The 26,860-nt window shown below is 71.2% G+C and carries 31 protein-coding genes; 7 read left to right on the forward strand and 24 right to left on the reverse strand.

Annotated elements, in window-relative coordinates:
• Positions 1-237: 237 nt before the first annotated feature.
• From L3i22_RS29780 to L3i22_RS29860, 18 genes are all read right to left on the reverse strand, one after another.
• Positions 238-1,194: a hypothetical protein gene (locus L3i22_RS29780; protein ID WP_221320827.1), complete on the reverse strand. Its 957-nt coding sequence runs from the start codon at positions 1,192-1,194 to the stop codon at positions 238-240.
• Between the two features lie 175 nt (positions 1,195-1,369).
• Entirely contained in the window at positions 1,370-1,939 is a 570-nt protein-coding gene (locus tag L3i22_RS29785; RefSeq protein ID WP_221320828.1) for an RNA polymerase sigma factor, read from the reverse strand.
• Positions 1,940-1,943: 4 nt separating this feature from the next.
• Positions 1,944-2,156, reverse strand: a complete 213-nt coding sequence (locus L3i22_RS29790; protein ID WP_221320829.1) for a hypothetical protein — start codon at positions 2,154-2,156, stop codon at positions 1,944-1,946.
• A 72-nt stretch (positions 2,157-2,228) separates the two neighbouring features.
• The gene (locus L3i22_RS29795) at positions 2,229-2,723 is read right to left on the reverse strand and encodes a hypothetical protein (RefSeq protein ID WP_221320830.1); all 495 of its coding nucleotides are present in this window, start codon (positions 2,721-2,723) and stop codon (positions 2,229-2,231) included.
• Positions 2,724-2,873: 150 nt separating this feature from the next.
• Complete coding sequence (locus L3i22_RS53780; protein ID WP_255657255.1) at positions 2,874-3,008, reverse strand: hypothetical protein; 135 nt, start codon at positions 3,006-3,008, stop codon at positions 2,874-2,876.
• A 604-nt stretch (positions 3,009-3,612) separates the two neighbouring features.
• Positions 3,613-6,930: a LysM peptidoglycan-binding domain-containing protein gene (locus L3i22_RS29800; RefSeq protein ID WP_221320831.1), complete on the reverse strand. Its 3,318-nt coding sequence runs from the start codon at positions 6,928-6,930 to the stop codon at positions 3,613-3,615.
• Positions 6,931-6,952: 22 nt separating this feature from the next.
• Entirely contained in the window at positions 6,953-7,405 is a 453-nt protein-coding gene (locus tag L3i22_RS29805) for a pilus assembly protein TadG-related protein (RefSeq protein ID WP_221320832.1), read from the reverse strand.
• Positions 7,402-7,770, reverse strand: a complete 369-nt coding sequence (locus tag L3i22_RS29810) for a hypothetical protein (RefSeq protein ID WP_221320833.1) — start codon at positions 7,768-7,770, stop codon at positions 7,402-7,404. The genes L3i22_RS29805 and L3i22_RS29810 overlap by 4 nt, the downstream gene beginning before the upstream one ends.
• Positions 7,771-7,885: 115 nt before the next feature.
• Positions 7,886-8,386: a TadE/TadG family type IV pilus assembly protein gene (locus tag L3i22_RS29815; RefSeq protein WP_221320834.1), complete on the reverse strand. Its 501-nt coding sequence runs from the start codon at positions 8,384-8,386 to the stop codon at positions 7,886-7,888.
• Entirely contained in the window at positions 8,383-8,724 is a 342-nt protein-coding gene (locus L3i22_RS29820; protein ID WP_221320835.1) for a TadE family protein, read from the reverse strand. Before L3i22_RS29820 ends, L3i22_RS29815 begins: the two co-directional genes overlap by 4 nt.
• Positions 8,725-8,801: 77 nt before the next feature.
• Complete coding sequence (locus L3i22_RS29825) at positions 8,802-8,987, reverse strand: hypothetical protein (RefSeq protein WP_221320836.1); 186 nt, start codon at positions 8,985-8,987, stop codon at positions 8,802-8,804.
• A gap of 30 nt (positions 8,988-9,017) precedes the next feature.
• On the reverse strand, positions 9,018-9,893 hold the full coding sequence (locus L3i22_RS29830; RefSeq protein ID WP_221320837.1) for a type II secretion system F family protein: 876 nt from the start codon (positions 9,891-9,893) through the stop codon (positions 9,018-9,020).
• Positions 9,890-10,771 (reverse strand): type II secretion system F family protein, encoded by an 882-nt coding sequence (locus L3i22_RS29835; RefSeq protein WP_221320838.1) that lies wholly within the window; start codon positions 10,769-10,771, stop codon positions 9,890-9,892. Before L3i22_RS29835 ends, L3i22_RS29830 begins: the two co-directional genes overlap by 4 nt.
• 1 nt (position 10,772) lies before the next feature.
• Complete coding sequence (locus L3i22_RS29840; protein ID WP_221320839.1) at positions 10,773-12,269, reverse strand: ATPase, T2SS/T4P/T4SS family; 1,497 nt, start codon at positions 12,267-12,269, stop codon at positions 10,773-10,775.
• Positions 12,262-13,062 carry a ParA family protein gene (locus L3i22_RS29845; RefSeq protein WP_221320840.1) on the reverse strand — a complete coding sequence of 267 codons (801 nt, stop codon included), beginning with the start codon at positions 13,060-13,062 and terminating at the stop codon, positions 12,262-12,264. Before L3i22_RS29845 ends, L3i22_RS29840 begins: the two co-directional genes overlap by 8 nt.
• Before the next feature lie 3 nt (positions 13,063-13,065).
• On the reverse strand, positions 13,066-13,743 hold the full coding sequence (locus tag L3i22_RS29850) for an SAF domain-containing protein (protein WP_221320841.1): 678 nt from the start codon (positions 13,741-13,743) through the stop codon (positions 13,066-13,068).
• Positions 13,740-14,612, reverse strand: coding sequence for a hypothetical protein (locus tag L3i22_RS29855; RefSeq protein ID WP_221320842.1), 873 nt, complete (start codon positions 14,610-14,612; stop codon positions 13,740-13,742). Before L3i22_RS29855 ends, L3i22_RS29850 begins: the two co-directional genes overlap by 4 nt.
• Positions 14,606-15,112: a hypothetical protein gene (locus L3i22_RS29860; protein ID WP_221320843.1), complete on the reverse strand. Its 507-nt coding sequence runs from the start codon at positions 15,110-15,112 to the stop codon at positions 14,606-14,608. Before L3i22_RS29860 ends, L3i22_RS29855 begins: the two co-directional genes overlap by 7 nt.
• A gap of 439 nt (positions 15,113-15,551) precedes the next feature.
• On the opposite strand from L3i22_RS29860, the gene L3i22_RS29865 reads away from it, so the two are divergent.
• From L3i22_RS29865 to L3i22_RS29875, 3 genes are all read left to right on the forward strand, one after another.
• Complete coding sequence (locus L3i22_RS29865; protein ID WP_221320844.1) at positions 15,552-16,325, forward strand: prepilin peptidase; 774 nt, start codon at positions 15,552-15,554, stop codon at positions 16,323-16,325.
• Positions 16,326-16,460: 135 nt separating this feature from the next.
• Entirely contained in the window at positions 16,461-16,886 is a 426-nt protein-coding gene (locus L3i22_RS29870; protein ID WP_221320845.1) for a hypothetical protein, read from the forward strand.
• Positions 16,883-17,239, forward strand: coding sequence for a hypothetical protein (locus L3i22_RS29875; RefSeq protein WP_221320846.1), 357 nt, complete (start codon positions 16,883-16,885; stop codon positions 17,237-17,239). Before L3i22_RS29870 ends, L3i22_RS29875 begins: the two co-directional genes overlap by 4 nt.
• A 94-nt stretch (positions 17,240-17,333) precedes the next feature.
• On the opposite strand, the gene L3i22_RS29880 is transcribed toward L3i22_RS29875, so the two are convergent.
• On the reverse strand, positions 17,334-17,705 hold the full coding sequence (locus L3i22_RS29880) for a hypothetical protein (protein WP_221320847.1): 372 nt from the start codon (positions 17,703-17,705) through the stop codon (positions 17,334-17,336).
• A gap of 251 nt (positions 17,706-17,956) precedes the next feature.
• A complete protein-coding gene (locus tag L3i22_RS29885; RefSeq protein ID WP_255657257.1) occupies positions 17,957-18,634 on the reverse strand; it encodes a DUF3800 domain-containing protein in 678 nt (225 codons plus the stop codon).
• Positions 18,635-18,903: 269 nt separating this feature from the next.
• Here L3i22_RS29885 and ligD point away from each other — a divergent pair, with 269 nt between their 5' ends.
• Complete coding sequence (ligD, locus tag L3i22_RS29890) at positions 18,904-19,851, forward strand: non-homologous end-joining DNA ligase (protein WP_221320849.1); 948 nt, start codon at positions 18,904-18,906, stop codon at positions 19,849-19,851.
• Between the two features lie 29 nt (positions 19,852-19,880).
• Here ligD and L3i22_RS29895 read toward each other — a convergent pair whose 3' ends face one another.
• The 4 genes from L3i22_RS29895 to L3i22_RS29910 form a co-directional block, all read right to left on the reverse strand.
• Positions 19,881-20,024 (reverse strand): hypothetical protein, encoded by a 144-nt coding sequence (locus L3i22_RS29895; protein WP_221320850.1) that lies wholly within the window; start codon positions 20,022-20,024, stop codon positions 19,881-19,883.
• A gap of 289 nt (positions 20,025-20,313) precedes the next feature.
• Complete coding sequence (locus tag L3i22_RS29900) at positions 20,314-21,420, reverse strand: hypothetical protein (RefSeq protein ID WP_221320851.1); 1,107 nt, start codon at positions 21,418-21,420, stop codon at positions 20,314-20,316.
• Positions 21,421-21,775: 355 nt separating this feature from the next.
• Positions 21,776-22,339, reverse strand: a complete 564-nt coding sequence (locus L3i22_RS29905; RefSeq protein WP_221320852.1) for a hypothetical protein — start codon at positions 22,337-22,339, stop codon at positions 21,776-21,778.
• 538 nt (positions 22,340-22,877) lie between these two features.
• Complete coding sequence (locus L3i22_RS29910; RefSeq protein ID WP_221320853.1) at positions 22,878-23,813, reverse strand: hypothetical protein; 936 nt, start codon at positions 23,811-23,813, stop codon at positions 22,878-22,880.
• A gap of 377 nt (positions 23,814-24,190) precedes the next feature.
• Between L3i22_RS29910 and L3i22_RS29915 the strand changes: the two genes are divergently transcribed.
• The 3 genes from L3i22_RS29915 (at position 24,191) to L3i22_RS29925 (ending at position 26,852) form a co-directional block, all read left to right on the forward strand.
• The gene (locus tag L3i22_RS29915; protein WP_221320854.1) at positions 24,191-24,565 is read left to right on the forward strand and encodes a hypothetical protein; all 375 of its coding nucleotides are present in this window, start codon (positions 24,191-24,193) and stop codon (positions 24,563-24,565) included.
• A gap of 131 nt (positions 24,566-24,696) precedes the next feature.
• Positions 24,697-25,443 (forward strand): response regulator transcription factor, encoded by a 747-nt coding sequence (locus L3i22_RS29920; RefSeq protein WP_255657258.1) that lies wholly within the window; start codon positions 24,697-24,699, stop codon positions 25,441-25,443.
• The gene (locus L3i22_RS29925; RefSeq protein ID WP_221320856.1) at positions 25,440-26,852 is read left to right on the forward strand and encodes a HAMP domain-containing sensor histidine kinase; all 1,413 of its coding nucleotides are present in this window, start codon (positions 25,440-25,442) and stop codon (positions 26,850-26,852) included. Before L3i22_RS29920 ends, L3i22_RS29925 begins: the two co-directional genes overlap by 4 nt.
• The last annotated feature ends 8 nt before the right edge of the window (positions 26,853-26,860 follow it).

A 26,860-nucleotide genomic window follows, 5' to 3' on the forward strand; every position in this document is an offset into this window, starting at 1 on the left:
CAAGAGTGATCGATGTTCATCGTGATCACTCGTTGAGTGACGGTGTGACGAGGTCATAGGCCGGCTGCCGTCTCATCTTGAACCAACAGCCGGGCGGTGAACTCAGCAGCCGACACCTGGCTGGAAGAGAGCGCGAAGTAGGCGCACTGGTGCACGGGCATGCGCCGGACACTACGAGGGCACCACAACAAGGCCTCGAGTAGTCGCTGAGACTTGACCCTTCGCGATATCGGTGGTCTAACCAGGCGGCTCCGGAGGAACGTTGCCCAGGCCCGCACCGCCCTCCAACGACGTCCGCAGGTACTGCTGCGGGGGACGAGCCAGCCACTTGTGGTCGCGCAGGTACTGCCGCAGCTGGTGGATCATGTCCTCGGGCGCGGGGAACTCCGGCGGCTGCCCGTTGGCGATCCGGAACCGGGCGTCGCCGGAGATGCCCATGACCATCTCGATGGCCGGCTGGCCGGAGACCATCAGGCGCAGCAACTGCCGCTGGGTGAACTCCACCGGCTTGTCGTCCTCGGAGCCCTCCTCGGTCAGGCCGGTCCGGTGCAGCGGCAAGCTGATCCGGTCGCTGGCCGTCTCCAGGCCGCCGACGTCCTGCAGGTGGTACTCCTTGGTGCCGTCGGCGATGGTCGCCCCGGTGCTCATCTCCCAGATGCACTCGTAGGTGGAGAAGCGGTAGTTCGTCGCGAACACCACCAGGATCTTGTAGTGCGAGGCCCGGACCGCGTTGTCGTCGCCGATCGCGAACCGCAGGTCGAAGCCGTACGCCGAGGCCGGGAAGCCGGAGAAGACCAGCAGGTTCACACCCCGCTGGATGGTGAGCTCGCCGCTGGGGTTGATCTTCAGCTGGCGGTTGGCGTTCCCCACCGCCAGGTTGGTGCCCTCGGTGAGGTAGCCGTCCATCTCCTCGTCGGTGGCGCGGGGGTACGCGCGGGCCATCGCTTCGTTGTACGCGTTGCGCCGGTTGATCAGGTCGCGGGCGCCGCGGAATCCGCCCACAACGCCGGCAATGAGCAGGATCAGCACGAGACAGGCACCGCTTCTGGCACTCGCCGTGATGAGCCCGATCAGGACCAGCACCCCGCCACCGACGGCGAAGATCCCGGGCTTGGTGTAGTCGGGCGGCTGCGGGACGCGAACGAAGTACTTGCCGACCCGCTCGGGGCGGGCGGTCAGCTGCTGGGGATACATCCCACTACGGCTGCTGGCTTCCGCTTGGTCATTAGGCTCTTTCTGGTGATCCTGGACCCGGCGCATCAGATCAGCCATACCCGCGTCAGCATCGAATCGCAGGTGGCGCGCCGCTTCGGCGGCGGCCCGGTCGAACAAAATTCGCTCTTCGGCGGCCGGCACGTCGCGCGATGCTTCATCCTTCGTCATTGCTCGCCTCCCATGCCGCCAATAGTTCCCGAAGCTTCTTCCTGGCCTTCTGCAAATGGGTACGGGCCGTCGTGTCTCTGATACCAAGATGCGCGGCAATCTCCGGCGTTGTCCAGCCTTCCGCCTTCCGGCCCAGAACCTGGCGCTGCTGATCCGGAAGACTGCGCAGCAGATCAAGCACCGGCGTTCCGGCTTCACCCCCTCCGGGGGTCTCATCCCATTGGACGTAGGAGGTCTTCTGCCGGTTACCGATCTTGTCCAGCAGCTGAGCAAGACGGCCATGAGCACGGTGCTGGTCGTATGCCCCGTTTCGGATCGATCGGACTACGTAAGCTTCCTGACGCTCATAGCCCAGGTCACGAAGCTTGTCCCACGCCAGGTAGGCACCGAGCATCGCGTTCTGCACGATGTCAGCAGCATCGTGGTGGCTCAGCCCGCAAGCAATCCCATACGAAATGAGATCGACAGACGCTCTCTCATAGAACTGCCTGAAGCCTGCCGAGCTGTCCGGCGAGGAGTCCTCGCCGGACAGCTCGAAGCTGCTGGTCGTGGCCATGCAATCAGTCGATCGCCGTGTCCTGGCCGCGATCCGCGCGCAGGTGCAAGCGCGACCCCCCGAGCTCGGTGAGAGTAAGTTCCACCGTCTGCGCCTCCCGTAGCTCTTTGAGCGCCTCGATGATCAGCGACCGACTTCGACAAGCGCGGACTATAGTGACCATCGCTCCAAGACCACCAGTAAGCGCGGTCATGATGACGGGGATCCAGATCTCCACGACTCCTCCTGCACTCGGGTCAGGCAGTGCCCGGCTTCACCTGGCAGACGTCTGAAGACGGTGAAGTGTCTACTAGAGGGCGCTCGTCGGCTTCAGGCTGTGCCCAGAACCGAGACGGCCGGGGCCACCGCGGCCATCTCGCTGCCTGCGGCTCACCGGGCCGAACAGGGTGAATATCTGGCAACGCTCGGCGCCGGACAGGCTGGCACCGACCCCGGCTGATACCTGGCTGCATGGCGTCGACGACCGCGGCCGGTACGTATCGGCGGCCCGCCGCCCAGCCTCGCCGCTCTTCCAGTACGCCCGCTCGCCCGGGGTCATCTTCTCGGCGAACGCACGCTGCAGGGTGCGCAGCCCCGCCGGTGCGGCGCCGCTCCAATCATCGATCAGGAACTGCGGCGCCGGCACCCCGGCCGCCCGGGACTCGCCGGCGACCAACGCGGCCCGAGCCCGAGCCAGCGCGGCGATGCTGCAGCGGACGTACCCGTACGTCTCCCGGCCGGTGTCACTGAGCCGGTGCCACTCCGGCCGGGCGCCCGCTGCTGCTGGCCGCCGCGTTGCAGCCACCGGCGGACGGTGCGCTCGTCGACGCCGTGCCCGGCTTCGGTCAGGCGCACGTGCTCGCCGGTCAGTGTCCCGGCCCGGCGCAACTGCAGCAGCCGGGCCACCATCGCCGCCCGCTGCTCCGCGGGGGACCTGCCGGTTCACGGGTGGGCGCTACCGGTTCGGCAGCGGCCGGCGGTTCTTCACCGCCCAGAACAGGTTTCCCGCGCACACGAGCGCGCAGGCGCCGAACGTGGCCGGCAGCCACCCCGTTCCGCCCGGGTTCACCAGGAGGCCGGCGCGAGCCACGCGAAGACGATCAGCAACACCGTCAAGCCGATAACGAACCACGGCACACTACGACCGGCCACACGCCTCCACCGTGCTCGTCTCACCGGCACCGGCACGGCGACGTCCGAGAAACGCCGCACAGTCAACAACACGCAAAAGTCGGCGAGCAACGATGCCGTGTGTAGCCCGGCCGAGTGACGAAGCCGGACCGCAGAGCACCACCCAGGCGCGACGAGCGGGCAACGTGCGCGGCCACGGCCGACGTACTGACATTTGGCGATCTCGTGGGGCTGCTGGACCGGTTCGTGAAGGTCGGCGTCGACTCTGGACGGCGCAGCCGCCCTTGTCGAGTACCTGCACCCCGCCGACGATCCCGGCAGCCAGCACACGATCTCCGCTACCTACCAGGCCAAGGATCTGCTGCGGCACCTGGCCGGCATCACCGGCGCGGCCCCAGCAGAGGCGCTTCCGGCGCGAATGGTCGCCAGCGACGTCGTACTGGCCGCCCAACAACGCGGACGAGCCCGCGTGAGTGTCCGCAGCAACGCAAGCAACGTTGGGGCCGAGCCCGGCTCATGGCCGCATAACCAGTCAGGCTCGGCGAACGTTCATACCCAACGCGCTAGCCGGTGAACGTGCCTGTGCTGAGCAGATCGGGGGCCAAGGTACGCAGCCAGGTGTAGGTGCTCGATGCCAGGTCTTCGGGATACTCGGCGTCACGGGCGCGCATCAGTTCGCCGACGAGGTTGCGGAGTTCGGCGAGGTGTCCGGCGGCGTGTTCGATGCGCATGAGGTCTTGCCAGGGTCCGTCGTCGCCGCGGTCCGGGTCGGCGGTCCAGGCCTGTTGGACCGCCCAGCGGGCGTTGGTGTGGTCGCCGCTGTCGAGGTAGAGCTCGGCGAGCCGATGGGCGGTGTCGACAATGGCGGACACGATGTGTCCTGGATAGAGCTCTGACTCGGGGAGCCAGGCGTACGGGGTGCGGGCGCCGACGGCGTAGGCGCGGTCGGCGCCGTCGAGCGGGGTGCCGTGGACCAGGTCGAGGGCGGCGCGCAGGTAGGGGATGCCGGCGGGGCCGAGGGCCTCGCCGCGGGTGCGGGCGCGGCGGAACAGGTGCCAGTCGAGCAGGACGCCGGGGGTGAGCCGGTAGAGCCGGTCGGAGCCCATTTCGGGGAGCCATTGCTCGCCGGTCGGGGTTTCGCCGAGCCAGCGGCGGACGCGGGTGATCGCGACGCGCCTCGATGAGGGGGAGACTTTCTGGTTGGGCCAGAGGGCTTCGCTGATCTGGTCTCCGGTGATGCCGCGGGTGCCGCGGCCGGTCAGCAGGACGATGATTTCGGCGTAGAAGCGGCGCCGGTCGGGTTCGGTGCCCGGGGCGGTGACGGTGACGGGTCCGAGGATGCTGACCAGGGGGCGGGTCGGGTCCTGGTCGTGCCAGGCTTGCAGGTCGGCGTCGAGGTCGGGGTCGGCCGGGCTGCGGTGCTGCGGCGGGACCGGCCGGGTGTCGCGGCAGGCCGTTGTTTCGAGGGCCGGGACGGGGTGGATGGCCGGCTGGCCCGGCGCGGGCTGGGCGTCGACGGGTGTGGCGGCGGCCGGTGCGGCCGGCTGGTCCTGGTTGCCGGCCGGGACCGTGGTGGGATCGGGTGCGGCGGTGAACAGGTGGTGCGGGAGCAGGCCGCCGGCCGCATCGGCGCCGAGGGCCCACGGTTCGGGTTCGGCGGCGGGCGGGACCGGTTCGTCGGTGGCGGCCCGGGCCTGCGTCATGATCTCGGCGAGGGGGGCGAGTTCGGCGACGGGCAGCGTCGCGGCGCGGATCTCGGTGGCCAGGAACGGGGTGCCGTGCGCGGCGAGGCTGATCTGCAGCACGCCGTTGTCGAGCAAGGTCAGGGTGTGCTGGTCGTGGCCGGGGCTGCTGACGGTGGTGGTGGCCACTACGGTCGCGGCGGCGCACCGGCCGGCGGCCGTCAGGTCGGTGCCGAGGTCGTCGAGGGCGGTCCGGGCCGGGGCGTCCGGGTCGGCGACGAGCAGGATCCGCGGCGCCCAGGCTTCGCCGGTGTCGGTGAGCCGCCCGGTCAGGGTGTCGGCGGTGCCGGTGTCGTGCAGCGTGGTGGTGACGGTCGTGATCCGGCGCCGTATCCGGGCGCAGGCGGCGGGGATGTCGGTGGTGGCCTGGATCCGGTCGGGGTTGAGCGCGGCGAGCAGCACGGTTTCGGCCTCGGGAAGGCCGGCGCTGGTGATGTCGGCGTCGTCGGACCACCGGTTGCAGGCCAGTTCGGTGATCAGGTATCGCAGCAGGCCGCTGGTGTTGGCGCGGGTACCGACGACGGTGACCCGGCCGAGGCGTTCGAGGTCGAGCAGCAGGTGCTGGCCGGGCTGGGAGCCGACGGTGACCAGGGCGGGCAGCGGGGTGAAGTGCTCGGCGCTCGGGTCGAGGTCGACGTCGGCGGGCAGGATCCAGTGGGTGCCGTCGGACAGCCACGGCGCCGGCGGGTTCGGGCAGGCCCGGGTGAGGATCAGGGAGATGACCGGGGCGCCGCCGTGCTGGTCGTGGCCGGTGGTGATCCAGGCGCCGGCGATGTCCGGCAGGTTCTGGACGGGGTAGCCGGCGAGGCTGGCGGCGAGGTGGTGCAGGGCGGCGTCGAGCCGGTCGACGTCGGCGGGCTGCGCGGCGGCCAGCAGCGCCTGTTCGGTGGCGCCTGCCGCGGGGTGTGGCAGGCGGCGGCCGGTCCGCCGGTGCTGGCGCTGCCGGGTGCGGCGCCGGTAGAGGATGCTCAGCAGCAGTGCGGCCAGGATGCCTGCCCCGGCCAGGGTGCCGGTGATCGCGGCGTCGACGGCGTCGCTGGACTCTGCGGCAGGGGCAGCCGGGGCCGCAGGCTGGTCAGGCGCGGCCGACGGCCCGGCGGCGGGGGTGGATGCGGGCCCGCTGGCTGCGGTGTGGGCCGGGCGCGCGGCGGTGGCTGCGGCGGTCGGAGCGGTGGGGGTGGTCGCGGCCTTGCTGGGTGCGCCGGTCGAGGTCGCGGCCGCGGAGGGCACCGGCATGCTGGTGGCGGCGGTTGCCGGGCCGGTGCCGGGGGTGCTGGCGGGCGCTATTGTCGCCGGCGGCGGTGCGGTGGCGCCGGCCGGGCCGGCCTCGTCCTGACCCGAGACCTGGCCTGTTGTGCCTGGCGCGCCGGGTGTGGCCGGCTGGGGTTTGGGGGCGGGGTGCAGGACGGTGCCGTGGGCGTGGTCGCGGCTGCCGTGGTCCTGCGCCCCGGCGGGGAGCCGGATGGTCCAGCCGGGTTCGATGTGGTCGGGGAAGCGGTGGTCGCGGCGTTCGAGGGCCGGGTTGGCGTGGGCGATCTCCGGGTAGCGGTCGTCGTCGGCGAGGAAGCGGTCCGCGATGGCGGCCAGCCGGTCGCCGGGCGCCACCCGGTACACCCCGGGCGCCTGCTGGCTGGCCGGCGTGGTGTGGGCGGCGTGGTGTGGGCCGGCCGGTGATGCCGGGGTGGCGGGCCCGGCGGTGTGGTGCACGACCGCGGTGCTGGTGGTGAGTGGGGTGGCGTAGGCGGGTCCGGGGGTGGCGGCGGCGAGCGCGGGTGATGACGTGAGCAGCCCGATCGCGGTCAGCAGCCCGGCGGCGACTTTCTGCGGGGTGGTGAACGCGCGCAGCCGGGGGGTGCGTACACCGCGGAGCCGGGCGATCGCTTCGATGATCACGGGGATGGTGAACCAGGCCCAGGCGATCCAGCCGAGCACGGTGATCGTGGCGAGGAAGGTCGTGCCGTCGTCGGGGCGGGTCAGCAGGTCGCTCAGGGCGGTGAGGGTGGGCAGGTGGCCGGGCAGCGGGTTCCCGCCGAGCCAGATCAGGGCGGCCGGGGCGCCGGCGGCGATCGCGAGCAGGCAGATCAGCGCGGCGAGCCCGGTGAGGATCTGCCCGGTGCGGCGCACAGCACGTGAGGCCATGGTGTTCCCCCTTTTGTTCTGGTCAGCCGGTGAGCAGCTGCGCGGCGCCGTGGCCCTCGACGGTGAGCCGGCCGTAGCCGAGGATGCCGAGGAAGATCGTGTTGTAGTGGTCGGTGGCGGTCACGGTGACCTGTTGCCGGTCGGCGCTGATCGTGATGGTGCCGGTGACGCCGGCGACGGCCAGGTACTGCTGCCCGGCGGCGGCCGCGGCGTCCGGGTCGAGCCGTTTGTTGCCGGTGGCGGCGGCCTCGTTCAGGTCGATGGCCTGCCCGGCGGCGCGGGCCGCTTCGGCGGCGATGTTGTCGGCGTGCTGCAGGGTGCGCATCCGACCGCCGCCGTCGACGGCGAGGCCGATCGCGGCGAGGACCCCGAACGCGGCGACCGCGACGAACAGCGAGATGCTGCCCTCATCGGGCCGGGCCCGGCGAGAACAGGCCTGCATGCCGGGGTCAGTTATGGCACGCCGCGCGGTCATCGCCGGTGCTCATCGCGTTCAGGTCGGGGTCGGCGCGCACGGCGCAGTCGCCACCACGCCAGCGGCAGCAGCGCCAGCGCGTAGCCGGCCACGATGACGATGCTGCTCCACGGCTGGTCCAGCGGCCCCGCCACCAGACTGGTCACTAGTTGCACGGTGATCATCAACCCGATGAACAGGACCCACAGCAGGGCGTCGTCGGGGATAGCCGATGCCGGCCCGCCGGTGCCCGCCGGTGTGGCCGGAGAGTCGTCGACCACCGGCGTGGCAGGAGCGTCGTTGCCGGTTCGGCTGGTCTTCGGGTCGTCCCACCAGTCGTCCTTGGACCGGCGTGGCTTTTCAGGCTTTCGCTTCGGAACGCTCATCCGAGAAATCCGTTCATCGGCGAGATGTGTGACCTGTGCCGGCTATCGACGGTTGTAAAGTGCCCTGGCCGCACGAGCCGGGACGAACGTCGATCGATGACGCCCTGCGGGCGGGTCATACGGCACCGCCGCGGTGGTTGACGGCGGGCGGCGCTACGGGGCTGCCGAGCCCAACGGTTCTGCCCCGGTAGACGTCGATCACGCTGGTGAAACTGCTGGTGATGCGGCGGGAGCCGGGCAGGCCGGGCCCGGTCACGTCCGCGAACGAGACGGTGCAGCCGATGGTGACCCGGACGGTGCCGACCTGTCCGGCGGGGGCAGCGAAGCCGCTGGTGTCGACGACCACGTCCGGGGTGCAGGACAGTCCTTGCTGGCGCAGCCCGGCGCGGGCGGTGGTGATGGCGGCCGCGGCGGCGTCGCCGGCGTTGCGGGTGAGGCTGGCGGCGCGGGCCGCGTCGTGCGCTGCCCCTTCGATCGTGGCGCCGGCGACCTCGATGCGCATCCCGATGATCGCGAGGGCGAGCAGGGTGAGCAGCGGCGGGGCCAGGATGACCAGTTCCAGGGCGGCGGACCCGTCGTCGCGCACCGCAGGCCGGCGCAAGGGTCGCCAGGTCATTCGATCCACCTCTCCACCGGGCCGGTGGCGCTCTGCCGGATCTGCCAGTGCAGGCCGGGTACCAGCGACAGGCTGGAGCCGGTGACGGTTACGGTGGCTTGGGTCGCGGTCCGGGTGACGGACACGTGCGTGTCGGTGAGTAGGTCGCCGCCGGCCCGGGTCACGAAGTCCTGGGCGCGGGCGGATCCGGCGGCCGCGCTGCCGTTGTAGCCGCGGGCTGCGGTCAGGCCTTCCTGCGCGGCGTTGAGGGCGACGGACCGGGCGACGGAGTACATCGCCACCTGGATGCTCAAGAACAGCAGGAGCAGCACCGCGGGGATCACGACGACGATCTCCATGGTGGCCGCGCCGTCGTCGCGGGCTGCTGCCGGCCGCCACCGGCGCAGCCGCTCCCAGCGAGAGCGGGGGGTGCCGGTCAGACGATCGACGCGGAGCGACTCTTGATCGCCGCCGTGATCACCGCGGCCAGCGCCACGGCGGCCAGCAGCAGGGCCACGGTGATGACGACCTGCTCGACCGACAGTGCGCCGTCGTCGCGGCGGGCCTCCCGCGCGCGGGCCTTCATCCAGGTGGTCGCCACGGTCACGTACACCAACAACATGGGTGCTCCTCGGGTGAGACGGCAGGCGGGTCATGGGGCGATCAGCCGGGACAGGAACGGATAGCCGACCAGGGCGAACAGGACCATCACCATCAGGCTGGTCGGCACGTACAGCAGGGTGGTACTGGTGTTGGCCCGCTCGTGCTCGCGGGTGCGTAGCGCGACCTGCAGCGACTGGGCGCGGCTGACCAGGGTTTGGTAGACCTGGGCGCCTTCGGTGCCGGACAGTCGCATGATGTCGCCGACGTCGCCGAGCGCCGGGACGCCGATCTCGTCGGCGACCTGGCTGAGCCCGTCCCACGGGGGGATCCCGGCGATGCGGGCCCCGTCGAGGGCGGCCCGGATCCGGTCGAAGACCCAGCCGTCGCCGACCTGCGCGGCCCGCTCGAGCGCTTCGACCGGGCCGTGCGCGGCCGAGCGTTCCAGTGCGACCAGCCGCAGGTAGGTCGCCACCGCGCGGGAGAACTGTTCGCGGGCCTCGTCGGCCTGCTGGCGGATCAGGACGTCGACGAGGAGGAAGAACAGCACGGCCATCGTCAGGCTGCCGGCGACCGGCAGGACGAACGGCAGGTGCACCCCCATCGTCGCCAACAGGAATGTCAGGGCCGGCACGAACAGCAGACCCACGACCGGCAGCCCGATCTTCTCGAGCATGTACCGTTCGGAGGTCTTCCCCAGCAGGCGCAGCTGCTGGGCGGGCACGTGCAGCCGGTGCTCGAGGCGGGCGGCCAGCCACCGGCCGATCGGGCTCTGCGACCCGGTGTCCGCCGTGGTGGTGACGGTGTCCAGGCGTTGCAGGGCCAGGTCCAGGCGCGGCGCCGCCGGCAGGATGCCGCGCAGGATCAGGTAGACGCCGGCGCCGGCCAGGACGCCGAAGAACAGTGCGACGCGCAGAGCATCGCTCATGACGGGTCACCGCCGTCCAGGATCCGCGGCGGTTTCTTGCTGCCGGAGAGCTTGCGGACCCACAGCAGCAGGCCCAGGAACGCCAGCGTGCTGCCGACCATCACCGTCTGCCCGATCAGACTGCTGTACGGGCGGGCGTACGGCGGGTTGATGACCAGCAGGCTGAACGCGGCGATGCCCAGCCCGGTCATCACCTTGCTGGTCAGCCGCGGGTCGGCCCGGTTGGCCCACACTTCGCGCCGGTCGGTGATGTCGTCGGCGACGTTGGCGCTGGCCATGTCGAGGATGTCGGCCAGGCTCTGGCCCCGGTCGGTGGCGTGCAGCCGCAGGGCGACGATCACCTCGTCGGCAGTGGCGTCGGCCAGCCGGCCGGCGAGCCGGTCCAGGGCGGTGGGGATGGGGACGCCGCCGCGCAGGTGCGCTTCGAGCAGCCGCAGGTCGTCGCCGATCGCGGCGGGGGCGTCGCGGGTGCTGACCAGGATCGCCTCGTTGAGGCCCAGCCCGGTGCGGACCACCGCGGTCAGCTGCCGGGTCCACGTTTCGAGGGCTTCGAGCTGGGCGATCGCGCGTTGCTCGGCGGCGCCGGCGCCGAACAGCCACGGCACGCCGACCACGGCCGCGCCGGCGATGATTCCGGCCACCGGGATCGCGGTGATCAGCCACACCGCCACGGTCACGGCGACTGCGGCGGCCAGGGACAGCTGCCGGGTCCGGCGCCGCCGGTCGGACAGTCCGGCTCCGGTCCAGGAGCGCAGCAGTCGCTGCCGCCACCGGGCCGGGCGGGCCACCGCCGGCGACGCACCGACCGCTCCGGTGATCGCGAGGATGATCCCGAGGACGGCGGCGGCGACGAGTAGGGCGAACATCAGCGGCGTCATGTCACCGCTCCCGGGGCCGGGGCTGCGGGCGCGAGTCCGGATCGAGCAGCAGCCGCGTGTTGAACCCGGCGTACTCGAGGGCCTCCAGGATGTCGGGGCGGGGCCGGACCCCGGTGGGCATGCCCAGCCCGCCCGGCTCGCGCGGGGCGAACAGGTTGCTGCGGGCGATGCCCTGGCCGTTCTCGTTCAGGCCGTTGATCTCCACGATGTGGGACACGTAGTGCCGGTCCGGCAGGCCCTGGCGTTTCTCCAGCCGCTGGAAGACCATCAAATCGATCGCGTCGGCGATCTGCATGTAGGCGCCCACTGGGGTCGGGCTGCCGCCGTGCCGGATGAGCAGGTGCGCCATCCGGTTGAGGGCGGCGTCCGGGCTGCGGGCGTGGATCGTGGACAGGGTGCCTTGGGTGGTGGTTCCGGCGTCGAGCATCGCCACGATCTCGGCCTCGCGGACCTCACCGACCACGACCCGCTGCATGTTCATTCTCAGCATCGCCGGGAACAGGTCGACGAGTTTCAGCTCGCCCTCGGGCCGGCCGTGGACGTCTTTGGCGCCGTGCCCCTGGCGTTCCTCGAACTCGACCGCCCACGGATGCCGTACGGGGTCCAGGCCGAGCTCGCGTTCGGTCTCCATCACCGCGAACCACTCCTCGCGGGGGATCTCCGACGCGATCGCCCGCAACGTGGTCGTCTTGCCCGAGCCGGCCAGCCCGAGGATCACCATGTTCAGATGCCCGGCGACCGCGGCCCGCAGGAACGCCGCGGCGCTCGGACTCAACGTCTGCAGTTCGACCAGGTCGTCGAGGGTGACCTTCCTGATCCGGTGCCTGCGGATCACCACCACCGGCCGCGGGGTAACCGCGATCGTCGCGACCAGCCGGTCACCGCCTTTACCGAGCCGCAGATGCAGGACCGGGTGCCCGGTCGACAGCGACCTCTCGGTGATGCCGTCGCGGGCGGCGCGGTGCTGCAGCAGCTCGATCAGCTCGTTGTCGCTGCCCGCCGCCGTGTACGAGGTCTCGTCGATCCGGCCGTCGGCGAACTCGACCCGTACCTGGTTGTGCCCGAGGACGTGAATGTTCTTGACCTGCGGGTCATCCAGCAGGGGCTGTAGTCGGCCCATCCCGAGCAGGTGGGCGGCGACCGCGTCGGCCAGTGCGGACGCGTAGCCGGCCGGCACCCGGTCACCGCCCTTGAGCCGGTTGTCGAGGTGTTCGCGAACGACCATGTGGGTTTCGTCGGTGGTCAGCTGGCGCTGCTCGGCGGTGGTGACGCTCCGGCCGCGGATCTGGTCACTGACCCGGTCGCTGACCAACGTCTGCAGTGCCCGCACGACGTCGTAGTCGACCTCGACCGGTGCGCCGCCCGGTGTGGGGCGGGTCGGGATCGGCGGCGGAGGCGGCAATAGCCGCGCCGGCGCCCCGATCACCGGCGTGCCGTTGTGCCCGGCCGGCCCGGGGGGCGGCCGGTACAGGTGCGGAGGGCGTCGTTGCTCAGGCAAAGGTCGCCTCCCGCGACGAGGGCCCGGCCACCGGGGCGGGCACGGCGCGGCGCGCCTCGATCAGGGTGTGCATGGCGGGGATCGCTGAGTTCAGCGCCCGCAGCAGGGTGGCGCTCGGCCGCGGCGTGCCGGCGCCGGTGGTGAGCATGGTGGCGGCCTTGTCGTCCTCGGGCAGGTCGGCCAGCAGCGGCACACCCAGGTGCTGGGCGATCTCGCCGGCGTCGTAGTCGCCGCTCCCGCGTACCAGCAGCTGCAGGTCGCCGCCGCCCTGGTCGACCTCGCGGCGCAGCTGGGGCAGCCGGACCCGGGCCGCCGCGATCGAGGTCAGCGTCCGGCCGACCAGCATCAGGGTCAGGTGCGCGTACCGCAGCAACGGCAGTGGCCCGTGCAGGGCCGGCAGCCGGCCGCAGTCGGCGATGACGTCGACCGGCGGGTCGGAGCGTTCGAGCTGGCGCAGATGATTCCCGAGCTGCGCCCACAGCCCGGTCAGCCCGGCCGACTGCGCCGGGTCGGTCACCCCGGGCAGCAGCAGTCGGTACGGCGCCGTCTCGGTCAGGGAGATCAACTGGTCGTCGAACGCGTCGTAGAACTGGCCGTGGTAGTCGGCGACCGCCAGCCCGGCGATACCCCGGTCGGCGGGAATTTGCCCGCCCAAGTATCCGGTCAGGACGCTGCCTCCGGCCGGGTCGCACTCGGCCAGCAGCACGTCGCGGGGCCAGCTCAGGGTCAGGGCGAGGCTGGTGACGGTGGCGCCGGTCGACGCCTTGCCGCCCACCACGGCGATCAGAGACACCGGCTACCCCGCGACCAGCGCGATCGAGACCCGGCCCTGCTGGGCCAGGTCGACCAGGCCGGGCCCGTACGCCTCGGCGATGACCACATCGACGACCGAGGTGCCGTCGGCGGCCTTGTCCCCGATCCCGGCGACGGTCGCGGGAATGGTCAGCGGCCGCGGCAACGCCGGCGTGGCGGTCTTCGCGCCGACGGTGACGTTGCGCGGATCCGACGTGATCACCAACGTGATCGGCTCGGCCGGGCGCAACTTTCGGCCCGGCAACTGCCCCGGCTTGAGCTCCAGACCGATCAGCTGCTTGCCGGGGCCGGGCACCGCGGCGTCGGTGACCTGCCCGCCGGTCAGCAGGGTGCCCTCGACCAGTTCGACGGCCGCGTACTTGCCGATCACCGTGTTCTGCTGGTCGGCGGGGATCGGGGTGAGCCCGGACCCCCGATTGACCTGCACCGTCTTCAAGTCGGCGGCGCTGATCTGGTGCCCGGCGGTGATCGTGGTGGCCACGGCCAGGACCGGGACGGCGTCGCCGGCGTTGCGCGCGAACGCGTACGCGCCGAGGGTGGCCAGCACGGTGACGACCACCCCGGCGGCCAGCAGCCCGGGCCGGCGCCGGCGCGGCATCCGGGCCGCGACCGCCGCGGATATCGGCCGCGGCCCGGCGGGCCGGGTCTCGGTCAGGCTCATCGGTTGACCACCTGCGCTTCGTCGATCCGGACAGTGGTGCTCGAGGTGCGGGTCTGGTCGATGACCCCGGTCTGGCCGCCGCCGGCCCAGGTGACGCGCCACGCGCTGGTCCCGGTCACCGTGTACGCGCCGCCGCGCTGGGTGCGGCTCGGCTGGGGATAGCCGTCGTACCCGCACGTCGGGGAAGGCCGGTCCGCCTCACCGGCGCCCTGCTTGGTGCCGGGCGCGGTGCAGGTCACCGAGTCGCCGTTACCCATGTCCCAGACAATCTGCTCCGTACGGGCGGTGATCGTCACCGTCAGCCCGCCCGCCGACGCGGACGCGCTGATCGGGCCCCACGTGTTCGGGGTGACCGTGGTCCACAGCCAGACCGGGGTGAACACCAGTCCCGCGGTCCCGATGCCGATCGCCGGGCCCTTGAGGGTGATCGTCGCCAGGGCGCGGCGGGCGAGTTCCTCGGGGCTGGGGCCTTGCGCGGCCGCGAACCACATGGGGATGCCGACCGACAGCGAAGCGTTGGGGGCGAAGCAGGTGGCCCAGTACCAGAAACCTTCGCCGTTGGCTGGGTCCGGGTTGGGGGCGGCCATCGGTTTGAGATAGCAGGGGCTGCTCCACCAGCCGAGGTCACCGCCGTCGCAGGGCACGGTGATGCTGGCGAAGTGGCAGCCGTCGCTACCGCCGTCGTCGGAGCCCCCGCCGCCCGTGCCACCGTGGTCGCCTCCACTGCCGGGCTGGGTGCCCCACGCCCCGCAGTCCGGCCCGTTACAGGCGCCGCCACCGTCGTCGGCCAGGGCGGACGACGGGTGCAGGACCAGGCTGGCGACGAGGGCCCAGGCCACCACGGCGGCCCGGCGCCGGCGGGTCAGCACGACCGGTCCTTGAAGATCTGGGACTTGGTGAACAGCCAGCCCTTCTTGCCGCCGAAATCCTTGGCCTGGGTCTCGTAGACGTTGCGGCGTGAGCCGCTGGGCACCGGCACCGGCGAGTTGCTCTTGGTGTAGAACAGCAGGTACTTGGTGGTGTCGTAGCACTCGGTGACCGTCGCGGTCTTGGCCTTGAGATCCAGTGTGGTGACTTCAGGCGTCGACTGGGTCTCGCCCTTGTAAGCGGCGCCGTGAACGTGGGTCTCCAGCAGGAACCTGACGACGTTCTGCTTGAGCGGATCGACCAGGTACTGGGTCAGCGCCGTGCTCTTGTAGTCAGCGGTCAGCCCTGCGGCGTCGTACGCCTGCCGGAACGACCTGAACCGGTCGAGGATCTCGGCGGTGGCGACCGCCGCCGCCGGATCGGTGGACGCGGCCGCGGACGGCGCCGGTGGCGGTGTCGATGCCGGCGGCTTGGCTGGTGTGTCCGAACAAGCGGCGGCCATCAGGACCACCGCCGCGGCGGTTGCCGCTGGGCGCAAAGCATCAACTACGCGCATGCCGTTCGTCGCCTCCCCGTGGCGTCTACGGGAGTGCACGCGGTAATGGCCCGTGCACCCACTGTGGATCACGCTCGCGTGGCGGGACTTTAGCGGATTGACCGATGGGCTGAACAGGCACTAACTTCCCATCCGCGTCGATGATCACTGATGACGTGACTGAAAGTGATCAATAGGACGTGGGTGCGGGAATGCGCTTATGGAGCATCTCGGACACCTATGTGACGGTCCGGTAACCCGACGCACGCTGAGTGTCGAGCCAACCGCAGAGGGTAGCCGAGGATGCCGTCTTGATCCGCTTTTATGTTACGTGCAGTAAAACTTCGGCGACCCTACGACGGATCCCGATGGGCGGGACGCAACCGTCGCGTTCTGGGATGTTTGCGTGAACAATCACTCCGGCCCGCCCGCAACCGACCCGATCCACCCGTCACGTCCCGACCGGATCCGGCAGGCCGGCCGATGGCTCTCGCCCCTGGCGTGGCTACGCGTGCTCACCGCCGCCTTCCTCGTGCCGTACGGCACCCGCCCACAGTGGCACTGCCCGGCCTGCGGCACCCCCCGCGCCGGCCGAGCCGGCCCGGCGCTGACCGCGACCGGCCGCTGCACCCGATGCCATGTCGCCGCCGGGCCCGGCCCGTGGGCGCTGGAGGCGCTCGTCGTGGCCGCGGTGCTGCTGGTGCTGACCGGCGCCCGGACCGGACTCGAGCAGCCGGCCTTCCTGTGGTTCGCGGTCCTCGGCGTGGTCCTGGCCGTGGTGGACGGCACCGTCCGGCGACTCCCCCACGCGCTCACCGCCGCCTGGGCGGCCGGCACCCTCGCCGGCCTGCTGATCCCCGCCGCACGCTTCGACCGCTACGACGACTGGACCCGGGCACTGCTGGCCGGGACCGTCACCGTCGTGATCTTCGCGGTCTGCGCGCTGGCCCGGCCCGGCTCGCTCGGCTGGGGCGACGTCACCGCGGCCGCCGGGTTCGGGATCGCGCTGGGCTGGCTGGGCTGGCTGCCGCTGTACGCCGGCACGTTTCTCGCCTTCACCGCCGCGCTGGTCTACGTCCTGGCCCGCCAGCTCGTACGGCGGGCAACGCACCTGCCCTTCGGCCCGTTCCTGGTCGGCGCCGCCGTGCTCGTCGGCGCGCTGCTGCCCGCCGGCCGGTAGCAACCCGGGCGCCCGACTGATCCGGGTGGCAGTCCTGCCGGCCCGGGTGACGCGGGATGCGGTTACGGTGCGATGGATTGACCGCACCTGGATACTGGGTGATCGATGGAGGGTTGGTGCGGGATGCTGTTCTGGATGTTGATCGTGGGAGTGCTGGGTGGCCTGGCGCTACTGATGTGGCGGGCCCTGGACGAACTCACCGCGGAATCCGTCCTACTGCTCACCCTGGCCGGAGTTCTCCTGCTGAGTCTGCCGGTCGGGGCGTTCTGGCTGCTGGGCCACGCCGCCGGCCTTCCGGTCGGCGGCCTCGCCGACCCCGCGGTCAAACTGGCGGTCCTGGCCGGCGGCGCCCTGGTCATCTACGCGGTCGAGGTGTACGCACTGTCCAGAGCCGACCGTCGAACAGCAGACTCGGCCCGCCCGGCTGCCACCCTGCGGTCGAGGCCGCTAGGCCCTGACACCCGGGCCTGGCCGAACGCCACCGAATCCGACCTGCAGGCCCTGCCAACTCCCGGCACACACATCGGCCGGCTGCCGGCCCAGCAGAGAAATCCCCGATGAACGCGCTGACCGCAGTCACCGGGATCATCGCCGGAGCGCCCATCGCCTACACCGCTGTCATGGCGTTGCGCTTCGGATGCACGGCCCAGCTCGAGCTGTGGACTACCCGGGGCGAGGCGGTCATGGCCAGCCGGTGGGTGCCGGATCTGCCGGCCGCGCGCCGACGGCGCCAGCGTCGAGCTCTGCTCGGCCTCACCACCGGGATCGGAGTGATCGCCGGCATCACGATCGCACTCACCGGCGACACACACTTCTGGTACGGGCTGGTCATCGCGGCCATCAGCGCCGTCGCCTACTGGGCGAGGGTCCGACCGGTAGAGCACGCCGACAGCGCACTGCCCGCCGATCTTTAGCCCCACCCGGGTCAGGACAACCCGGCCGGCGGCCGTGCGATCACCGCCCGGCTCGCCGGGCGCCACGACAGGAACGTCCATGGCGGCGTGGCAGTCAGTCGAAGTGAGCCTCAGCGAACGCGGGAACGCCGCCGGCGGCCAGAACCTGCGCGAACGCCTGGGCGTAGGCGGCGTGCCGCACCGCTGACTGCTCTGCCTCCACGGGATTGAGTGTCGGCACCCGGTCGGGCCCGACCAAGGACCTGCTCATGACGGCGATGCCACCCTCGTAGGTGTCGCGGCGAGCTTGGGAGGTACGTATCAGCCAGCGGGCGAACCCGCCCGACGCTGGACGGATCCTGATCCACGCGTGCCCGCAGACGCCGAGACCGTAGCCGCTCGGGCCGGGCTCGAGGAACGCCGCGATCCCGGCCTGGTCCGCCGCCTCGACCAGGGCCTTCCATCGCTGTTCCTGCACCGCGGTCACGGCCGCAACGTATCGCGGCCCCGCACGCCTGAACCGGATTTCCGGCAGGAACACCTGCGGCACTGCCGTCTGGGGGCAGGCGCCGCCAGCAATGTGGCCCGGGGTCATCCTCCGCAAGGATGAAAGGTTTTCGCTGGTGGCGCGTTTGCGTTCTCACCCGATGGGGCTATTCTAGTGACTAGGAAGCCCTTGGTTTCCGACCCAGCCTTAGGCCCCGCCGCGTGCGGGGCCTTCGTGCATCCGGGCCTTGGTCAGGGGTACCAGCAGTCCTGGTGACCGACGCGCGGCTCGATCCGGGCCCACAAGGCGGCGTTGGCGCGGGTGGCGCGCGCGTCGGTCTCGGTGTGGGTCTGCACCCGGCGGTAGAGGAAGACGACCAGGTCGATCGCCTGGACCAGCCGCGATGCCGAGGACGGCGCGAAGTGCATGGTGTCGACGATGCGGGTGAGCTGCCGGGCGTCGGTGCCGGTCCGCAGGTAGTCGTGCAGGTCGGCCCAGTGTTTCGACTGCTCGCCGACCTCGTCGGCGATGACCAGCACATGCTCGTCGTGCCGGTCGGCGTACTCGTCGATCTGCTCGAGCAGGTGCTGCAGCACCCTGCGGTGCCGCGAGCTCGCACTGGTGTGCCGGCCGCCCGCGTTCATCCCGCGCAGCAGCAGCACGGTGCAGTGCGCGCCGATCGCGGTGAACACCTCGTTGTAGACGCCGATCCGCGCCCGGACCGGCACGTCCTTCCACCAGCCGACGCCGTTGAACAGCTCGTAGCCGTGCAACTCGGCGTCCTTCGGCACCCCGAAGGAGTCGACCGCCTTGGCCACCACGGCGTCCAGCGCGGACGTGATGGCCTGGGCTCCCGGCCCGTCGCAGAGCATCGCCGCCATGTAGTACCACTCGGGGCTATACGACTCGTCGACGTACGCCAGCAGCACAGCAGTCCCTCCGTCCTCGGCTCGCGGTGAGGGCGCACCTCCGGCTTTCTGGTGCTTCCTGCGTCAGCAACGAGTCAGCGGGCCGGGAGGACACGCTCGGCTCCCACGAACGGATGATTTGGGCACGGGCCGGCCTTGGGGCATCCCGAGCCCGGTGAGGGCAGCGTGGACCAACTTCGGTAAACGGTGATCGGCGGGCGGGTCTGCGGCCGATGCTCGACCCTGTGCGGGCACCGACGGAAACCCTGCTCCCTGCCCGGGTAGCGCCGATGCTGGCCACACCCGGCGACGTGCCCACCGGCCCGGGCTGGTCCGCGGAATTCAAGTGGGACGGGATGCGCGCGCTGGCCTCCAGCGCCGGCGGCAGGTGGCGGGTGCTGACCCGGGCCGGCCGAGACGTCTCCGGCGCGTTCCCCGAGTTGTCCGTACTGCCCGACCTGGTGGACGGGCGCACGGTCACGCTGGACGCGGAGATCGTGACGTTGGACCCGGCAGGCCGCCCGGACTTCGCCCGCCTGCAGCGCCGCATGGGCGTCAACCGCCCCGAGCCGGGGCTGATCCGCCAGGTCCCGATCCGGCTGTACGTGTTCGATCTGTTGCACCTGGACAACGACTCGGCGTGCGCCGAGCCGTACCTTCGCCGCCGGGAACTTCTGCAGGGCCTGGCGCTGCGCGGGCCGGTGATCGACATCCCGCCCCACTTCCCGGGCGCCGGCGCCGATGTGCTGGCCGTGGCGGCCGAGCAAGAGCTGGAGGGTGTCGTCTGCAAGCGGGACGACAGCCGCTACACCCCCGGTGTGCGTGCCCGGACCTGGGTGAAGACGGTCATCCCGCACACCGCCGAGGTGGTGATCTGCGGCTGGCTGCCGGGCCGGGGCCGGCTGCGTGACTCACTCGGCGCGCTGCTGCTCGGCGCCTACGACCGGACCGGGAACCTGCACTACGTCGGCCGGGTCGGCACCGGCCTGACCGGCGCCGACCGCCGGCGGCTGCTGGCCGAGCTGACCGCGGTGCGCCCCGCCGGCGCACCCCCGCACGCAGAGGCGGCCGCCATGGCCGCGGCGACCTGGGTCGAGCCGCGCCTGGTGGCCAGCGTCAACTACCGCACCTGGACCCCGCAGTCCCACCTGCGGCACCCGTCCTGGCGCGGACTGATGCCCGACCACGAACCCGGCAACGCGCTGCTGCCCGACGACCTCCCCGCCAGCCGCCCCTGACCGCACGACGGCCTCCGGGCCGGTGCGGGCTATCCGCGGTCTTCCTGCTCAGTGGCGTCGCGCCCGGTCAGGCGCAGGTGTGCAGCGCGCCGCGAGGTCGGCTTGCCGGGCCCGGTGCGGGCCGCGCTGCGCAGCGCCTCCCACGGGTCGGCCGGCACCGGCGAGGGCTGCATCTGGGCCCACAGCTCGTTGGGCGGCGCTGGTGGCGAGGCTGCGGCCGTGGCACACCTTGTAGTTGCTGTGGTACTTGAGCACTCCGTCGTTCTGGACGTGGGCGGCGCACCACGCGGCCGGGGCACCGTCTTGCAAGACCACGGTCCAGAAGGTGCCGGGTAGGTCCAGTTCCTCGGGCCGGCTTGAGGCCGGCGATGACAAGAACGCCACCCGCCAACACCGAGATATTGATCATCAATCTTCGGGCCGCCGGGGCACGTCATAGACCTTCACCACTGCAATCTTTTCCTAGGAGTGAAGGACAAGTTCGGTGAGTCGTTGAATCTCGGCGATCGTGGCTTGGCCTGGGGCAGTGGCTCCGATGGCGGACGGCGGGCGGTGGCGTGTTCCGGCTCTGACCGGTTCGTCGGCGCTCGCCGAGGTGACGCGCCGGCTGGCGAGCGTGGCGGTGATGGTGGTCAGCAATTCGGTGATCTCCGCGAGGTCCTGCCGGTATGCCGCCAGTTGCTCCGCATGTCCAGCACCCGTCAGTTGATCATCGCTGTTCTCGGGGTCGAAGGTCTGCCCCAGCGCCAGGAGGAGCCGGAAGGTCTGGTGGCAGACCGGCAGGATCGTCGTGCTGTCGAATTCCGGACCGCCCGGTACACCGCCGGACGTGGAGGCCGTCCGACGGCCGTCACTGAACAACCAATCCGAAGCCGAATCCTGATGTTCTTCGCTGCCGAACATCTCGGCTTCCAGGGCGCGCAGGGCCTCCGCGACCTGGCCGGCCTCATGCTGGCACGTCGGCAGCATGTGCGTGAAGATCGCCGGTGGTGCCGTGTCGTCGAGGGGAAGCCCGGCGGTTAGTGCCCGGGAGCGGGCCCGGCCGATGGCGATGAGGGCGCAGGCGGTGGCCGCGGTCAGGGCGGCGGTGCCCAGCTCCCACGTCACGAGGTTGGCTATGCCGCTCACCGCCTGGCCCACCGCGAGCACGGCTCCCACACCCAGCACGCCCAGCGCGGCGATAGTGAAACCGAGACCGGACGTCCGGCGCAGCGCCGTCTCGAGATTCCACACCGCCCAACCGGAACCGCCGGCAGGCTGAACCAGGTCCGTACCCCGGTCGGGCGCCGAGGTCACCCAGGACTCCCCGTAGCTCATCCGCCAGCTTTTCGCGGCCAGCGGGCGTCGCGGCACCGGCGGGCGGTGGTACTGCCGACGCAGTGCCACCACCGACGCCACGCTCATCAGGGTGCTGGCCGCGGTGCCAAGGATCGGTGGGAGCCCGAAGTGGCGGAGTATGGCCAGGACGGCAAGCTGACCGGTCAGCAGTCCCAGCGCGACCGACGTCAGGCGCCGCCAGTCCGGGCCGCGGGTCTGCGGCTGGCTATCGCCGGTAGGCTCCACCGTCATTGGAGTTTCCTTTCGGGTTCGGTGGCCTTGGGCTTCGCTGCCACCCGGGCACATGAGTGAGGTCGCCCGCGAGATCGGACACGGTCGCGTCCTACCAGGCAGCTTCGTGATCATCATATTTGGCCCGATCAATCGGCCAGTCGTGGCGGGAACATGCCAGCAACGTTGCCGAAGATTCCGAGCGCTCCGCCGACCAGCACACCCAAGTTGATTCAGATCAAGCCGAAGCCCGGCATGGGCACGCTGCCTACGGGCAGCAGGATCTGCATGATTCCGATGACGGCGCAGTATGGAAGCTATTCAATTCGCCGCTCGGGCGGAGCCTTCGCCATCTGCGCGGCGTAAGGTCGCTGGCTCACGCGAGGGCTCCTTCGCGGGTGGGGTCCTCCTGGTCGCCGACGGCGAACGGGCCGTTGGCGTCGTACCAGTCGATGAAGCGGCTGACCGAGCCGCCGAAGTCGGCGCGGATCCGGTCGTGGATGGCCCGCTGGTCGTGGCCCTGGGACCAGTCCCCACGGGTGACCGTCTCGCCGCAGCCGCATCGGCAGGTTGCCTCGTCGAGGGGATCGGCCCAGTACAGCACCGGGAAGCGACTGGTCGATGCGGTCGGGTCGCCGCCGCCGACGAACTTGTCGTGGACGGGGTGGCCGGGGCGCAGGATGTCGCCGCCGAACGCGCGCCGGTCGCTGTCGGTGGCCCACTGTTTGATGGCGATCGCCATCCGGATCTGTCCGCCCGCGAGGACCAGGGCGTAGCGCTCCTGTTCGGCCCGGGCGTTGACCCGCCACCAGCCGCGTGCGGCGTCGTATACCTCGCCGTCGGTCATGGTCGGATCCCAGCCGGCGTGCCGGCGGGGCAGGAAGGGATCCGTCGCCTCGGTGTCGCCGACGTACCTGCGGTCACTGAGCTTGATCCTCAACAATGTCTTTTCTCCCCGTCGGTGGTGTCGGTAGTTGCTATCAAAGACTATAGAACCACCTATCGGTTTAACAAGAATGCGTCTGACCCGTTCTGGCGGATCGGCGGTCTACGGCCGGTTGGCTGACGCCAACGGAGCTGGAGGGCTTGTTCTTCCTGGACGACTTCGACCAGGACCTGGTGGCCCGGCGCCGACCGGCGGCGGCTGCTGGCCGAGCTGACCGCGGTGCGCCCCGCCGGCGCACCCCTGCACGCAGAGGCGGGTCGCCATGGCCGCGGCGACCTTGGTCGAGCCGCGCCTGGTGGCCAGCGTCAACTACCGCACCTGTTCTATTGACCGGACTACCGGGCGACACGCCGAGCTGGTCAGTTAGCTCTGCCGTGATTTCTCGGTAGACAACGCACCTCTTCGAGAAGGTGCGTGGCGATGGTGGATCAAGACGAATGTGACGGACTGATGCCCGACCACGAACCCGGCAACGCGCTGCTGCCCGACGGCAGTTCCTGAGACCGCACGACGGCCTCCGGACCGCTACCGGCTATCCGAGGTTCTCCTGCTCAGTGGCGTCGCGCACGGTCAGGCGCAGGTGCGCAGCGCGCCGCGAGGTCTGCCTGCCAGACCCGGTGCGGGCCGCGCGGCGCAGCGCCTCCCACGGGTCGACCGGCACCGGCGAGGGCTGCATCTGGGCCCACAGCTCGTTGGGCGGCGCTGGTGGCGGGCTCACCGCGACCACCGGCGACGGCCGTAGGAAAGGCGGCCGACTCGGGGTTGCGGGGCCGACGATGGTCGCGGTCCGCGACCGGGCCGCGCGGCCGCGGCCGTCCGCCTGAACCTCGGTGATCTGGGTGCGCAGCCGGCCGTGCCCGCCGCCGAGACCTTCCCAGCGTTGCCCGGTGCGGCGCAGGGTGACGTCGGCACCAGGCCACTCCCCTATCGGGAGCAGGACCGTCCCGCGTTGCCGGGCCCGGGCCGCGAGCCGGCCGGCCACCGCAGGGCTGACCGGGCCGGGCGGCCGGACCGCCACCAGATCGACGCCGTCGATCAACGCGGCAACGATGGAGGGCCAGTCCGGACCGGGGTCGGGGACCAGGGCCAGCCGGTCGAGCGGGATCCCGTTCTCGGCGGCCGCAAGCACCCCAAAACCGGGCATTCCAGTCACGCATGCCCATGCGCCTTCGCGCATTGCCGCCGCGAGGAGCAACTGCAACAGCGTGGTCGAGCTGGCGACCGCCACGGTGGCGCCCCGACGCAGGCCGGCCCACGGCAACAACGGCCGGATCGCGTCGAAGGCCGGCAACAGCCTGGTGATGTCCGGCGTATCCAGGGCGGCGTGCCCGGCCGGCTGCACCGCGTGAGCCAGCGCACCGGTCGTGCCGCGTCGCTCGGCGTCCGCGTTGACGCGTTGCAGCGCGGCGAGCGCGTCACCGACCCCGGCGATCCGCCCGGACCCGTCCCACCTCGTGCTCCCAGACATAGTTCTCCCCAGCGCCTGAACGCCGCAGGGGAAGCGCGGCGGTGCATGCCGTACCCGATCGGGGTGGCTTCGCAACACCAACCCAGATGGGAACATATGTTCTAACATGCAGAGTAGCGCCCGCGCAGAGGGTATGCAGCAGCAAATGTGACGGACAACGGTAGTTGTCACTCGAACAGCGGTAGTTGTCACCACCACCTTCCCCGCGTGGCGTGACTCAGCTTTCTCGTTGGGCCAGCGAGCAACTTTCTTGGTCGAACCTTGTCCGGTCCCTTGCCTCTTCCTGGCCGGCTCCTGGGGTGTTACTGCCTAGCGTCTTCGATGTCCCCCAGAGATGGACGCCGACCTGGTTCGGCGGTTATGGAAGAGGCCCTGTCGTGAAGCTGAAGCTGATCATCCCCGTTGCTCTGCTCGCCATCGCTGGTCTGTCGGCGTGCTCGCCCGCGACGGAGACGGCGGCGCCGGCCAGCAACCAGCAGGCCGCTGGCGCGCAGGCTACTGCTGAGGACAACGACGGCGGCGGTGCTGGTGAGACTAAGGAGGAGCCGTTGACCGGTGAGCTGAAGGAGAAGGCGGAGGCGGCGGCCTTGGCGAAGTTCCCGGGCACGGTCAAGAAGAGCGAGCACGACAGCGAGAAGCCCGGCTTGTACGCGGTCGAGATCGAGAAGAAGGCCGGCGGCACGGTCGAGGTGTACCTGGACACCGAGTTCAACGTCGTGAGCACCAAGGACGAGGCCGGCGACAAGGACTGACTGGCGCTGAACTGCGCGGGTGGCCGTGCCCGTACCCCTTCGGGGACGGCCGCCCGGCCGATCGGGGATCTAGCAGGTGGGAGCGGACGACGGTGTTGAGTGCGGGTCAGGCCGGGAGGGCGGTAACGCCGGTGCGGGTGCTGCTCGTCGAGGACGATCACCGGATCGCCGGGCCGCTGGCCGAGGGGCTGGGCCGCTATGGCTTCGCCGTGGAGCACGTCGGCACCGGCGCGGAGGCGCTCGCTGCCGGGCCGGCTGACCTGGTGCTGCTGGACCTGGGCCTGCCGGATATCGACGGGATCGACGTGTGCCGGGAGCTGCGGGCCGTCTCTGCGGTCCCGGTGATCATGTTGACCGCCCGGGACGCTGAAAGCGACCGGGTGGTCGGGCTGGAGCTCGGTGCCGACGACTATCTGGCGAAGCCGTTCAGCCTGCGGGAGCTGATCGCCCGCATCCGGGCGGTGCTGCGCCGCGCCCATGCCGAACCTGTGCCGTTCGTCGCGGCTGTGGCGTATCTGGCCGTGGCTGTCCCGGCGCCGGCTGCGGTAGCTGAGGTGCCGCCGCAGGTCGGTGTGCAGGAGCTCGGGCCGCTGGCGCTGGACCGGCGGGCCCGGCAGGTGCGGGTCGCCGGGCAGCCGGTGGCGTTCGCGCCGAAGGAGTTCGACCTGCTCGCGTTGCTCGCCGAGGACCCCGGGGCGGTCTACTCCCGGCAGCAGATCCTGGACAGCGTCTGGGACCCGCACTACTTCGGGCCGACCAAGACCCTGGACGTGCACGTGGCCGCGGTGCGCCGCAAGCTCGGCGATCCGGAGGCGATCGAGACGATCCGCCGGGTCGGTTTCCGGCTGGCCTGGACCGGCGAGAAGGTGGCCAGATGACGCGTCGGCTGCTGGTCAGCTACCTGTCGCTGGTTCTGCTGGTGCTGCTGGCGCTGGAGATTCCGCTCGGCGTCCTCTACACGCGCGGCACGGCCGACCGGTTCCTGTCCGCGATGGAACGCGACACCGTTGTGCTGGCCGAACGGTCGGAGGAGGCGATCGAGGAGGGTGAACGCGACCGGGTTCCCGGTCTGCTGGCCGACTACACCCGCAGCATGGGTGGCCGGGTCGTGGTCGTCGACCACGACGGTCTGCTGGTGGCCGACAGCGCCTCCGGCCGTTTGGCCCCGTCGGATCCGTCGGCGCTCACGGCCGCCCTGCATCAGCGGCGCTCGTCGGGGTACGAGGCGGCCTCCGACGAGTGGGTGGTCACCCTGCCGGCCGCATCCGGGACCACCATCCGCGGCGCGGTGCAGGTCAGCTTCCCCGCTTCGGTCAGCGCCGTGCAAGCACGTCAGGTGTGGTGGGTCCTCGGCGGCGTAGGCCTGGCCGTGCTGCTGGTCGCGGCTGCGGTCGCCGCGGGTCTGGCCCGGTGGATGGCCCGGCCGTTGCATCACCTGGAACAGGCGACCGCGCAGCTCGCCGACGGGGCCGTTCCCGATGCGAAACGCCTCGACCAAGGACCGCCAGAGGTGCGCCGGCTGGCCGCGACGTTCACCGCAACCGCGGACCGGTTGCAGCGGCTGATCGCTGGGCAGCGCAGCTTTGCCGCAGACGCGTCGCACCAGCTGAAGACCCCGCTGACCGCGCTGCGGCTGCGCCTGGAGAACCTGGAGCCCGCCGTTGACCCGGGGGCCCTGGGCAGTCTCGAGGAGGCCGTCGCGGAGACCGATCGGCTGGCCCGGATGGTGCAGGGCCTGCTCGCTCTGGCCCGTCTCGATGATGCGGCCATCGCGCCGGTCCCGGTCGACGCCGATACGGTGATCGCCGACCGCGCTGGAGGCTGGGCGGCGTTCGCTCACGAGCAGCACGTGAGCGTGACCGTGTCCGGGCCGCCGGCCGGGGAGGTCCTGGCGGTGCCGGGCGCGCTCGAACAGATCCTGGACAATCTGCTCGCCAACGCGTTGCGGGTCGCTCCGGTCGGCAGCACCCTGACCATCGCCACCAGCGTCACCAGTCCCGGTGCGACGACGATCCACGTGATCGACCAAGGGCCGGGGATGACCGCCGGCGACCGCAAGCGGGCCTTCGACCGGTTCTGGCGCTCGCCGCAATCCCGCGACGACGGCTCCGGCCTCGGCCTGGCCATCGTCGAGCGTTTGGTCCACGCCAGCGGCGGCCGGATCCACCTCGACCAGGCCCCGGGCACCGGCGTTGACGCCGTCATCCGGCTGCGCCCGGCCCGCCGCCCTCGACCAGCGGCGCTCGCGCGGCGTCCGCGTGCGCAGGTCCTGCAACACCTGAGTTGATACCCGAG

It is taken from the genome of Actinoplanes sp. L3-i22, assembly GCF_019704555.1.
Lineage (GTDB): Bacteria > Actinomycetota > Actinomycetes > Mycobacteriales > Micromonosporaceae > Actinoplanes.

Bases quoted from the DNA above. Each gene is read 5' to 3' on its own strand.
- L3i22_RS29780 (WP_221320827.1), bottom strand. From the start codon at position 1,194: ATGTATCCCCAGCAGCTGACCGCCCGCCCCGAGCGGGTCGGCAAGTAC.
- L3i22_RS29785 (WP_221320828.1), bottom strand. From the start codon at position 1,939: ATGGCCACGACCAGCAGCTTCGAGCTGTCCGGCGAGGACTCCTCGCCG.
- L3i22_RS29800 (WP_221320831.1), bottom strand. From the start codon at position 6,930: ATGGCCTCACGTGCTGTGCGCCGCACCGGGCAGATCCTCACCGGGCTC.
- L3i22_RS29805 (WP_221320832.1), bottom strand. From the start codon at position 7,405: ATGACCGCGCGGCGTGCCATAACTGACCCCGGCATGCAGGCCTGTTCT.
- L3i22_RS29810 (WP_221320833.1), bottom strand. From the start codon at position 7,770: ATGAGCGTTCCGAAGCGAAAGCCTGAAAAGCCACGCCGGTCCAAGGAC.
- L3i22_RS29815 (WP_221320834.1), bottom strand. From the start codon at position 8,386: ATGACCTGGCGACCCTTGCGCCGGCCTGCGGTGCGCGACGACGGGTCC.
- L3i22_RS29820 (WP_221320835.1), bottom strand. From the start codon at position 8,724: ATGGAGATCGTCGTCGTGATCCCCGCGGTGCTGCTCCTGCTGTTCTTG.
- L3i22_RS29825 (WP_221320836.1), bottom strand. From the start codon at position 8,987: ATGTTGTTGGTGTACGTGACCGTGGCGACCACCTGGATGAAGGCCCGC.
- L3i22_RS29830 (WP_221320837.1), bottom strand. From the start codon at position 9,893: ATGAGCGATGCTCTGCGCGTCGCACTGTTCTTCGGCGTCCTGGCCGGC.
- L3i22_RS29835 (WP_221320838.1), bottom strand. From the start codon at position 10,771: ATGACGCCGCTGATGTTCGCCCTACTCGTCGCCGCCGCCGTCCTCGGG.
- L3i22_RS29850 (WP_221320841.1), bottom strand. From the start codon at position 13,743: ATGAGCCTGACCGAGACCCGGCCCGCCGGGCCGCGGCCGATATCCGCG.
- L3i22_RS29860 (WP_221320843.1), bottom strand. From the start codon at position 15,112: ATGGCCGCCGCTTGTTCGGACACACCAGCCAAGCCGCCGGCATCGACA.
- L3i22_RS29870 (WP_221320845.1), top strand. From the start codon at position 16,461: ATGTTGATCGTGGGAGTGCTGGGTGGCCTGGCGCTACTGATGTGGCGG.
- L3i22_RS29875 (WP_221320846.1), top strand. From the start codon at position 16,883: ATGAACGCGCTGACCGCAGTCACCGGGATCATCGCCGGAGCGCCCATC.
- ligD (WP_221320849.1), top strand. From the start codon at position 18,904: ATGCTGGCCACACCCGGCGACGTGCCCACCGGCCCGGGCTGGTCCGCG.
- L3i22_RS29895 (WP_221320850.1), bottom strand. From the start codon at position 20,024: ATGCAGCCCTCGCCGGTGCCGGCCGACCCGTGGGAGGCGCTGCGCAGC.
- L3i22_RS29900 (WP_221320851.1), bottom strand. From the start codon at position 21,420: ATGACGGTGGAGCCTACCGGCGATAGCCAGCCGCAGACCCGCGGCCCG.
- L3i22_RS29910 (WP_221320853.1), bottom strand. From the start codon at position 23,813: ATGTCTGGGAGCACGAGGTGGGACGGGTCCGGGCGGATCGCCGGGGTC.
- L3i22_RS29925 (WP_221320856.1), top strand. From the start codon at position 25,440: ATGACGCGTCGGCTGCTGGTCAGCTACCTGTCGCTGGTTCTGCTGGTG.